This is a genomic window from Flavobacterium crassostreae (assembly GCF_001831475.1).
GTDB lineage: Bacteria > Bacteroidota > Bacteroidia > Flavobacteriales > Flavobacteriaceae > Flavobacterium > Flavobacterium crassostreae.
In genome coordinates, this window is record NZ_CP017688.1 from 2,450,320 (window position 1) to 2,462,993 (window position 12,674).

Here is a 12,674-nt window from a genome sequence, read left to right on the forward strand (position 1 = left end):
ATTATTTTTTTTATACTAAAAAAAATTACAAATAGTAAACAATCTAACCCAATTAGGCAAGTCTGCAAACAGCCTCAAAACTTACCTATATATATATATATATATATATATACCAAAAAAAATAGCAAACCCAAAATCCAGAAAACCAAGCCAAGCCAACCAGAGCAGCAGTGCACCCAAACCCATAAATGGCTACAAATTGCAAAAATTAAATTTGCAGTATTCGCAGTGCCTACTGCTGTGGTTAGGTATAAAATGCAAGCCAAACAAGCAAAGTGGTGCTAATAGTATATAAATAGTTAATGCAAATTAAACCGCCAAAAAGAGCGTAAACAGGCATTAATGCTAGTAAAAATTAAGTTAAATGTAATATAAACGTTAATTAAGTACAAAATTTTGTTAATATAAAATCATTATTTACAAAAATAAAAACTAAATTTGTAGATCGAGTACATAATACCACCATATTATTAACCTACATTTTTATACCATGAACAAAGTATACCTACTGCTGCTGCTTACGTTTTTTTCGTTTGCCGTTACAGCCCAAGTACAATTGCCAGCTACCAACTCCAAAACCATGGGTTGTAGACCAGCAAATGTACCCCCACCAGCCCCTATTGTCCCAAACAAACAAGGCAAAATTAAAGCCATTGCCGCTACAGGAGTAGTAGGCAGAGTGGAGAGCATACACAGTGCCTACGTAAACTGGACTGGCGGCGGCTTTGATAGTTTTTCTATTGGAACTGACCCAACACCCAATGGAGCCGGTAGACAAAACATTAGATGGGGCCAAGGGTTAAACACTACAGACAAAACCACCTATGGGTATAGCTATGAGGAGTTGCGCTTGGCAGCTTTGAATAACCCTGGACCTGGTCCTATTGTGAACTTAGCTCTAGGTCAAAACTTTTATTTTCACTTATACTTGGGAGGCGTGGATACCGTAGTAGGGCCTTTAAACTTTACTTGGCAAAATTTAGGTACTGCTGGCAATACGCTAGCTATAAATATTGAACAAAATTTTGGTGTAAACGGTCTAGGAGGTTTTGCTGCTTGGCAAGCCACAGACATGATGGATTTTTATAGCAAAGTACTGCCTATAATAGCGCAGGTATATGGACCATCTTCGCATGCGTATACCGTTAATGTAATTAATGATGGGAATGCCGTGGGTACCAATACGTTTTATAACGGTCCCAACTGGATCTCTACCCAATATACCTCCGATGGTACTCGCAAAATGACACAACCCCGCCTGATGGTGCACGAACTAATGCACGCTTGGCGGGATAACGTATGTTTATCTTCTAATAATCTGTGGCATTACGAAACTACTCTAAGTGGTTTTGAAGAAGGAATGGCAGAGGCTGCAGCAGTAATTGTTATGGACAAATTTGCAGCAGCCTACCCTAATTATTTTACGGGAGCAAACGACTTTCTAAACAAACACTGGGGGCACGAAGGTGGTTATGCCTTTGACTGGGATTATGATTTTCAGAACCACTCGCAACTAACCACTACCGATTGGTGGTCTAGTGATCAAGGTATGGGAGCGCAATTTGAGCGTTACGGTACTGGATCTGCTGCTTTTTATAAAATGTATGTAGAGGATAATGATTTTTTTAAGAAATTTAATGCCGAATATTACAGAAGGCTTAATGCCGATAACACCTTAATTACTTCGCGCCCACTAATGGTGGATGTTTGTAAAACCGTATTGGCAAAAGTAGAAGAAGACCCAACAGACGTTTGGATCAACAAACAACGTATTTTAGATTGTAAGGTTGTGCCAGGCAAAAAAGTACACATGCTTAGCTACCAAGGTGCTGATGGCAATAGAGACATGGGGCACGATAACAGAATACACCTTTATGAAACCCAAAACCTTCCAGGTGGTAACGAATGGTCTTGGGATGTATTTGACGCTACAGGAAATTTAACGCAAAGATGGTTCCATCAACTGAATAATTTTGCCGGAAGGTTAGAAATTACAAACTACACCACAGGAGCCATATCCAACACCCTTAATTTTAGAAATGATCAAATGGGTTATGGTGGCCCTAATCAAGGCCCTTGTGGCCCTCCTAACTTTACGGGTAATCCTTGTTTTCCTACGGGTATTGATGTACATAGTGTGTACACTACCTCTGCGGATCCTGCTATTACTAATGGCGGCATAAACGACGGTACTTGGTACAGTAATCAAGGTCTTGCCGCAAACCGCTATATTTATAGAATGCAAACCGATGGCTTGTATATCTATAATATTAACTTTACGGGTCAAGCCACCGGTAAATACTACCGACTACACGGTAACGGATTTATTGGTAAAGATGGTTTGTACTCCGGTGTACGCAACAATGCAGACACTCCGGTTACAGGAAGAATGTATGTAGAGCAAAAAAACACCGCAACTCCTGCATTGGGCGAAGAGGTGGCTATCACCATAAACAACGGTACGCTTATTGCTCCGCGCAAATGGACCTCTGTGCCAGAGACGGATCCTAAGTTTCAAGGAGGAAGAGCGGATACTCGATATTCTAAACCCGGAAAAGTACATGCCATTTATGTAAGTAATGATTGTACTGAATCCCAAAAAATTGATTTTAGAAACATTGCTTATGGCGCAAGGCTATCAGGTGTACAAATGTTTTTGTTTAATGTAGATGAATTTGAAAATATAGTTTATACCGAAACCATGCCTACGCTCTTATGCCAAGGCAAAGCTGCCAATTTTAGCGTTGTTAATAATTTTCCGGCCTATTTAGATACCGATAGCCGTATTAAATACCAATGGAAAAAAGGCGGCGTGAACATAGCTGGCGCTACTAACAAAACCTATACCATAGCCGCAGTTACTGCTGCAGATGCTGGGGTATACACTCTTGAGATTAATTCTTTTGGTTGTGTTATTACCAGAACCCAAACACTTGTAGTAACTCCTGCAATTGTTCTGGCTCCTACGGTGGTTACTCCTAGCAATGTATGTACTAATGGTACGATCAATCTGGATGTAAACGGTACTTTGCCACCCGGAACAACCTATGCTTGGACTGGACCAAATGGCTATACTAACGCAACCAAAAACCCAAGTATTACTACTGCGCAAGCAATAAATAGTGGTACGTATGAAGTGACGTGTACCGTAAAGGATTGTGATGGCGTAACAGATATTGTCGAAAAAAGACAAATTCAGGTTACGGTTAATCCTATCTTAAAACCTACTATTACTTGTGGAACTCCTACTCAAAACGCCGTAACATTTAATTGGACTGCTGTTACTGGAGCTACAGATTATACGGTTTCGTATCAAATAAACACCAATCCAATTCAAAATATAGGTGCCGTGGGTAATGTGCTTACGTACCAAGTAAACGCTTTGCAACCTTCGGATAATGTAGTGATTTCTGTGACACCAATTGGTGCAACTGGTACTTGTTTTGCCCTCGAAAATGCAACCTGCCAGGCTAGTGCTGCTGCAGTTTGTACGATACCAACTGCTCAAGTTGTGGCTACGGCTGCTATCACTTGTGCGAGTCCTACGGCAACATTAGATGGTTCTGCATCTACTGCCGGAATGACGTATGCTTGGACTGCTACCAATGGTGGGGTTATTGATAGTGGTGCTACTACCTTGGCTCCTATCGTTAGCGCTGCCGGAACCTATACTCTGATTGTAACTAATACTGCTGGTGGGGGTTGTTCTTCTACTCCTGCAACGGTTACCGTAACGGCAACAGCTATTAATACGGTAACAGCAGCTTCGGCTACGCCTACCTTGTGTAACAACACCGCATTAACCAACATCACACACACTACTACTGGCGCTACCGCAATAGGTACTGCTACTGGATTACCTGCTGGAGTAACGGCGGCGTTTGCCTCGAACACCATCACAATTAGTGGAACACCAACAGCGGCGGGTGTATTTAATTACAACATTCCGTTAACGGGTGGTTGTGGTACTGTATCTGCTACAGGTACGATCACGGTAACTACCAACAATACGGTAACGGCAGCTTCGGCTACGCCTACCTTGTGTAACAATACGGCATTAACCAACATCACACACACCACTACTGGTGCCACCGCAATAGGTACTACTACTGGATTACCTGCTGGAGTTACGGCGGCGTTTGCCTCGAACACCATCACAATTAGTGGGACACCAACGGCGGCGGGTGTATTTAATTATAACATTCCGTTAACGGGTGGTTGTGGTACTGTATCTGCTACAGGTACGATCACGGTAACTACCAACAATACGGTAACGGCAGCTTCGGCTACGCCTACCTTGTGTAACAACACCGCATTAACCAACATCACACACACCACTACTGGTGCAACGGCAATAGGTACTGCTACAGGATTACCTGCTGGAGTAACGGCGGCGTTTGCCTCCAACACCATCACAATTAGTGGGACACCAACGGCAGCGGGAGTGTTTAATTATAACATTCCGTTAACGGGTGGTTGTGGTACTGCAGTAATGGCTACAGGAACAATCACGGTAACTACCAACAATACGGTAACAGCAGCTTCGGCTACGCCTACCTTGTGTAACAACACCGCATTAACCAACATCACACACACCACTACTGGTGCAACCGCAATAGGTACTGCTACTGGATTACCTGCTGGAGTAACCGCGGCGTTTGCCTCCAACACCATCACAATTAGTGGGACACCAACAGCAGCGGGTGTATTTAATTACAACATTCCGTTAACGGGTGGTTGTGGTACTGCAGTAATGGCTACAGGAACAATCACGGTAACTACCAACAATACGGTAACGGCAGCTTCGGCTACGCCTACCTTGTGTAACAACACCGCATTAACCAATATCACACACACCACTACTGGTGCAACGGCAATAGGTACTGCTACTGGATTACCTGCTGGAGTAACGGCGGCGTTTGCCTCCAACACCATCACAATTAGTGGAACCCCAACAGCGGCGGGTGTATTTAATTACAGCATTCCGTTAACGGGTGGTTGTGGTACTGCAGTAATGGCTACAGGAACAATCACGGTAACCACAAACAATACGGTAACAGCAGCTTCGGCTACGCCTACCCTATGTAACAACACCGCATTAACCAACATCACACACACCACTACTGGTGCGACGGCAATAGGTACTGCTACAGGATTACCTGCTGGAGTAACGGCGGCGTTTGCCTCCAACACCATCACAATTAGTGGGACACCAACAGCGGCGGGTGTATTTAATTACAGCATTCCGTTAACGGGTGGTTGTGGTACTGCAGTAATGGCTACAGGAACAATCACGGTAACTACGAACAATACGGTAACAGCAGCTTCGGCTACGCCTACCTTGTGTAACAACACCGCATTAACCAACATCACACACACCACTACTGGTGCCACTGGGATCGGTACTGCTACTGGATTACCTGCTGGAGTAACGGCGGCGTTTGCATCAAACACCATCACAATTAGTGGAACACCAACAGCAGCGGGTGTATTTAATTATAATATTCCTTTAACGGGTGGTTGTGGTACTGCAGTAATGGCTACAGGAACAATCACGGTAACTACAAACAATACGGTAACAGCAGCTTCGGCTACGCCTACCTTGTGTAACAACACCGCATTAACCAACATCACACACACCACTACTGGTGCCACTGGGATCGGTACTGCTACTGGATTACCTGCTGGAGTTACGGCGGCGTTTGCCTCCAACACCATCACAATTAGTGGAACACCAACAGCGGCAGGAGTGTTTAATTATAACATTCCGTTAACGGGTGGTTGTGGTACTGCAGTAATGGCTACAGGAACAATCACGGTAACTACAAACAATACGGTAACAGCAGCTTCGGCTACACCTACCTTGTGTAACAATACGGCATTAACCAACATCACACACACCACTACTGGTGCTACCGCAATAGGTACTGCTACTGGATTACCTGCTGGAGTAACGGCGGCGTTTGCCTCCAACACCATCACAATTAGTGGAACACCAACAGCGGCGGGTGTATTTAATTACAGCATTCCGTTAACGGGTGGTTGTGGAGCTATTCTTGCTACAGGAACAATCACGGTAACTACCAACAATACGGTAACGGCAGCTTCGGCTACGCCTACCCTATGTAACAACACCGCATTAACCAACATCACACACACCACTACTGGTGCCACTGGGATCGGTACTGCTACTGGATTACCTGCTGGAGTAACGGCGGCTTTTACCTCGAACACCATCACAATTAGTGGGACACCAACAGCGGCGGGTGTATTTAATTATAACATTCCGTTAACGGGTGGTTGTGGTACTGCAGTAATGGCTACAGGAACAATCACGGTAACTACCAACAATACGGTAACGGCAGCTTCGGCTACGCCTACCTTGTGTAACAATACGGCATTAACCAACATCACACACACCACTACTGGTGCAACGGCAATAGGTACTGCTACAGGATTACCTGCTGGAGTAACAGCGGCTTTTGCCTCGAACACCATCACAATTAGTGGGACACCAACGGCAGCGGGTGTATTTAATTACAACATTCCGTTAACGGGTGGTTGTGGTACTGCAGTAATGGCTACAGGAACAATCACGGTAACCACAAACAATACGGTAACGGCAGCTTCGGCTACGCCTACCTTGTGTAACAACACCGCATTAACCAACATCACACACACCACTACTGGCGCTACCGCAATAGGTACTGCTACTGGATTACCTGCTGGAGTTACGGCGGCTTTTGCCTCTAACACCATCACAATTAGTGGAACACCAACAGCGGCGGGTGTATTTAATTACAACATTCCGTTAACGGGTGGTTGTGGTACTGTATCTGCTACAGGAACAATCACGGTAACTACCAACAATACGGTAACGGCAGCTTCGGCTACGCCTACCTTGTGTAACAACACCGCATTAACCAACATCACACACACCACTACTGGTGCAACCGCAATAGGTACTGCTACTGGATTACCTGCTGGAGTTACGGCGGCGTTTGCCTCGAACACCATCACAATTAGTGGGACACCAACAGCGGCGGGTGTATTTAATTATAACATTCCGTTAACGGGTGGTTGTGGTACTGCAGTAATGGCTACAGGAACAATCACGGTAACTACCAACAATACGGTAACGGCAGCTTCGGCTACGCCTACCTTGTGTAACAATACGGCATTAACCAACATCACACACACCACTACTGGTGCAACGGCAATAGGTACTGCTACTGGATTACCTGCTGGAGTAACAGCGGCTTTTGCCTCGAACACCATCACAATTAGTGGGACACCAACGGCAGCGGGTGTATTTAATTACAACATTCCGTTAACGGGTGGTTGTGATACTGCAGTAATGGCTACAGGAACAATCACGGTAACCACAAACAATACGGTAACGGCAGCTTCGGCTACGCCTACCTTGTGTAACAACACCGCATTAACCAACATCACACACACCACTACTGGCGCTACCGCAATAGGTACTGCTACTGGATTACCTGCTGGAGTTACGGCGGCTTTTGCCTCTAACACCATCACAATTAGTGGAACACCAACAGCGGCGGGTGTATTTAATTACAACATTCCGTTAACGGGTGGTTGTGGTACTGTATCTGCTACAGGAACAATCACGGTAACTACCAACAATACGGTAACGGCAGCTTCGGCTACGCCTACCTTGTGTAACAACACCGCATTAACCAACATCACACACACCACTACTGGTGCAACCGCAATAGGTACTGCTACTGGATTACCTGCTGGAGTTACGGCGGCGTTTGCCTCTAACACCATCACAATTAGTGGAACACCAACAGCGGCGGGTGTATTTAATTACAACATTCCGTTAACGGGTGGTTGTGGTACTGTATCTGCTACAGGTACGATCACGGTATCAGCAGCTCCGAACGCAGGTATTCTGTCTGGAATGCAGTCTATTTGCATTGGAAGCACAACTACTTTTTCTTCTACGGGAGGCCTAGGAAATTGGATTACTAACGCTCCTTCAATAGCAACAATAAATACTACAACTGGAGTGGTAACCGGACTTGCAGCCGGAACAGCTACAATGACGTATCGAGTTGCTAGCACTACAGGATGTCCAGACGCAATTGCAACAAGAACCGTAACGGTAACAGCTGCTCCTAATGCAGGAACAAATGGAGTCTTAGAGCTCTGCACCAGAGTTACTCCTACTACCAACCAATTGTTCAATCAATTAGGAGGAAGACCAGATACTGGAGGAACTTGGTCTAATGTGGGAGATATTTATACCTATAGCGTAAATGCTACGGCACCATGTTATTTGGCAGCTACGGCAACAGTAACTTTGAATGTGTTAACTGCTCCTCTTGCAGAGGCTGGTAATACCGCAGTAATTACTTGTGGGTCTCCTAGAGTTACTCTAAATGGATTTGGATCTGAGGTTACTAATGCTACCTACTCTTGGTCTGGAGGTACAATTGTAAGTGGGTCTAACACCTTGAACCCAGTGGTAAGTGCACCAGGTATTTATACCATAGTAGTGACCAATAACACAACTGGGTGTACTGCAAACGACACCGTTATAGTTACACAAAATACCGATGCACCTAGGTTTACCTTCTCAGAGACGGGACTAAACCAATACACCATTGCAGCATCATTAGGTCAAGCACCGTATCAGTACAGCTTTGATAATGACAATAACTATGGTACGAATCCAGTCTTTAAAATAGAGCGTACGGATTATTATACTCTTTATGTAAAAGATGCTAAAGGATGTATTTATAGCGAAACTGTTTACTTGGTTTATAAAGGAATTGAGTTTCCTAAATTCTTTTCTCCAGACGGAAACGGATCTAATGACTTCTGGTACCCTACTCAAATACAAGATTACCCTAATTTAGAGGTTAGTATTTATGATAGATACCAAAGATTGATTGCCACTTTTAAAGGAAACTCCTCTCTAGGTTGGGATGGTAATTATAAAGGAAAACCATTGCCATACGGTGATTATTGGTATGTTATTAGAACCAATAATGAGAATGACAAAAAAGAATATATCGGAGGAATGACCTTATTTAGATAAAATGAAAAAAATGAAAAAATTAATCTGGGTTTTTATTATAGTACTACATCTTCCCACTGTTTATGGGCAAGAATTACAACTAGCCCCAACAAGTCAATATTTAGCAGACAATCCATTTGTTATAGCTGGAGCATACGCAGGTATTGGAGAATTTTATAAATTACGTTTAACTGGAGAAAGACAATGGGTGGGAGTGAAAGACGCTCCCCAAACCCAATCCGCATCTTTTGATGTTCGTATAGCAGATCGTTCCGGACTGGGAGTTATTTTGTTTAATGACAAAAACCGAAACACCTATCAAAAAGGAGGGCAATTAACGTATGCACATCACCTTACTCTTTCGGAGTATAACGACCAATTTTTATCCTTTGGTCTTTCGTATAAGTTTACTAATTTTAACATTGACATATCGGATATAATCACTGCAGACCCAAGTGTGCAGTCGTATAATTCTAATAACTCTAATTTTGATTTAAGTTTTTTGTATCGCTATGAAAATTTCTTTGCTAGTTTTAATGCCGTTAATATTTTAAACAAAAAGATTAAACCTACCATCTTAAAAGAGCCAGAAAACATTCGAAATTATTTTTTGTATAGCGGATTTGTGATCAAAAATAAATTTACAGATATTGAACTCGAACCTTCTGTTTTTTATCAAATGTACGAAAGCGATGGCCGATCTAGTTTAGATCTTAATTTCAAGGTTCGAAAAATGACTGGTAAAAATTACCTCTTTGCTGGTATGAGTCTTAGATTGTTAGCAGACCAATCTTTTAAACCAAATACAATAGCTCCTTTAGTAGGATTCAAAAAAAACAAATTCTATGCTGCCTATTCCTATAATTCTAGTTTAGAAAAACTACAAGGATATAACTCCGGAACGCACATGGTAACCATTGGTTTGGATTTTGAAAACAGATCTAGTGATTGTAGATGTGTAGATTAAATCTAAAGACATAACCTGAATTTGGTATTACGTATTATAAAAGCAAAAGCCTCTAAATATATATTTAGAGGCTTTTGCTTTTGTGGGTATAATTGATGGCAAGCTCTCACAATACCAAAATATATTTTTACAAAAAAAACCTGTTGCCTAGACATTTTTAAATTTTAGATAGTCTATTTAAAATTAGCTAAATTTGTATAATTCCAAAAGTTTTTAATTATAAATAAAACGTACTATTCTAATCCAGAATATTAAAATCCTAATCATGAAATTACTTCTACTTTTTTTAAGCCTAATTTATTACCATGCAGAAGCGCAATCTACACAACTGCACGTAACAATAAATAATATACAAACAAAAACAGGAATGATCAACTTAGCTGTTTTTAACAACGGAAGTAATTATTTAAAAGAAGGCGCTGCCTACAAAAACTATTTTATTGCTGTCAAAAGCACCACAGAAAGCATTACCATTACCGATTTGCCTAAAGGAGAATATGCTGTATCTATGTATCATGATGTAAACGCCGATTATAAGTTAAACAAAAACGTTCTGGGCATCCCTACCGAACCTTTTGGATTTTCTAATAATGTGGTACTAAAACACGCACCTCCTACTTACAACCAATGTAAATTTTATTTAAAAGATACCAAACATATACTTATAAAACTAAGCTCCATTTAATGGCGAATCCAGCACCAAATTAAAAACGGCTGTAGTTACCCACAGCCGTTTAACCAATAGCCTTCTTTTTTATATGCGCGATTTATCACGCATTTTAAATCCTAGATTTTCTCTTTTTCGCTTTTTTGTCCTCTAGTTTTTTAATTATTTTTTCTTGTTTCTTTTGGTTAGCTTCTGTTTTCGTTAGCTTTTTTCTAAGTATAGCCATCATTAATTATTTAAATTATAAATTAAATAAAGACATCCACGCACTCTAAAGGCATACCCTATTTCATAAACGAGTTAGGCATCCCATAAATAAAATGGAATAGCCCTATAATACTAAAAATAGTCCTTAAGAGTTTTTCAGGCACACTCGCCATGCCTGATTAATACAGGAAGATAATTTTACGTTTTAAAGAAGTTTGGATATAAAAACAACCAAACCAAACGTTAGTCTGTATCTTTAAGAAATCACAAATAAGTATTGCAATCAAGGTATTCATTGGATCAATAGTATAATTTAGTAAAGCCCGAAGCAAGTAAATATAGTACTATTTTTTGAATTTAAAAAACCCAAAAAAATTCCTGATTTTTGACCCATTACATTAATAACGCTCTTGATTAAAAAGAACCCATATTATAAACAAATAAATCATTTACTTCAAAGTATTCGCAAAGATTTTATTCGTGCTTTAAAACACCTATTAGCATTCGTGTTTTTGAACAAACCCATAAACTCTAAAAAAAAGGATTTATGTTGTCTGCCTGTCTGCCTATTTGGTGTAAACAAACAATTTTTGGAATAGTAGTAACATTATAAAATAATGGGTAACTACTTTAAAATATAAAAGGCTTTTTTATTTAGATGCCACCAAGGATTGGAATTAGTTTATTTTATTATTCCAAAAAAAAACTCCTCCTTTAGCTATATTAAAAGGAAGAGTTTAAAAAAAAAATAATTTAATCTTAAAAGTCTTTATATAATTAATCTCAGAGAAAGCCTCCAAAGATTAGTTACTAGTATTTTTAATGCCGCTATTTTAAAAGAAACGAGGCGAAGTAATTCCTTTGTTAGATTTAAAAAGTTCAAATCGTAAAAAAATCTCATGGGATCCAGAATTGTAGTTGCTTAATTTTGTAGTATCGTGATCATAACCATACCCTATATACCATCCTTCTGAAGCCTGAAATCCTGCCATAGCACTCAAGGCAGCACTCCATCTATAGGCTGCACCTAAAACAAATTTATCATTAAACATAAAGTTAGCCGAAACATCTAACTGCAAAGGAGCACCTCCAACCATTTTGGTTAATATAGCGGGTTTAAACTTTACAGAATCGGAGTTATTCAAACTAAAAACATGTCCAGCTATGAGATAATAATTAATTTTTTCTTTAAAAATAGCTATCTCATTATCATCGTATCTATTGGATTCTATAAAATTAGGCACCGAAAAACCTATATAGGATTTGTCCGAATGCCAATAAACCCCCGCCCCTACATTGGGTGTGAATGTACCGTTTAGATTTTGAAATCTAGTATCTCCTAGGTCTTTTACGGCTAATTTATTAACATCTAGATTGAAAATATTGGCGGTAGCTTTTATACCAAAAGATAGCTTGAATTTTTCTGAAGTAGGTATAGAATAAGATACATCCGTAGAAAATGTATTTTCATTAGTAGGACCTATTTTATCGTTTATCAAAGAAAATCCTAATCCCAATCTACTTTCATTCAGTGGTGTATTAACAGAAACCGTATTGGTTACTGGAGCACCATCCAAACCGACCCATTGCGTGCGGTGAAGAGCAAAAATACTCATCACCCCTCTAGAACCTGCATAAGCCGGATTAATAGTAACGGTATTATACATGTATTGTGTAAACTGTGTGTCTTGTTGTGCGTAACTGACAGCTACTGAAAACAAGAAAATCACTACAAATTTTTTCATATTTATTATTTTTAAAAACACGCTAATTTCAAACTA

At 40.7% G+C, this 12,674-nt stretch carries 4 protein-coding genes; 3 read left to right on the plus strand and 1 reads right to left on the minus strand.

The window, feature by feature from the left end; translation table 11 throughout:
- Window positions 1-490 precede the first annotated feature (490 nt).
- From LB076_RS10995 to LB076_RS11005, 3 genes are all read left to right on the plus strand, one after another.
- Complete coding sequence (locus tag LB076_RS10995; RefSeq protein WP_070786794.1) at window positions 491-9,073, plus strand: T9SS type B sorting domain-containing protein; 8,583 nt, start codon at window positions 491-493, stop codon at window positions 9,071-9,073.
- 10 nt (window positions 9,074-9,083) lie between these two features.
- Complete coding sequence (locus LB076_RS11000; protein ID WP_066336541.1) at window positions 9,084-10,019, plus strand: PorP/SprF family type IX secretion system membrane protein; 936 nt, start codon at window positions 9,084-9,086, stop codon at window positions 10,017-10,019.
- A 265-nt stretch (window positions 10,020-10,284) separates the two neighbouring features.
- Complete coding sequence (locus tag LB076_RS11005) at window positions 10,285-10,704, plus strand: DUF2141 domain-containing protein (protein WP_066336537.1); 420 nt, start codon at window positions 10,285-10,287, stop codon at window positions 10,702-10,704.
- Between the two features lie 1,022 nt (window positions 10,705-11,726).
- On the opposite strand, the gene LB076_RS11010 is transcribed toward LB076_RS11005, so the two are convergent.
- Window positions 11,727-12,638, minus strand: a complete 912-nt coding sequence (locus LB076_RS11010) for a PorP/SprF family type IX secretion system membrane protein (protein ID WP_066336535.1) — start codon at window positions 12,636-12,638, stop codon at window positions 11,727-11,729.
- Window positions 12,639-12,674: the final 36 nt, after the last annotated feature.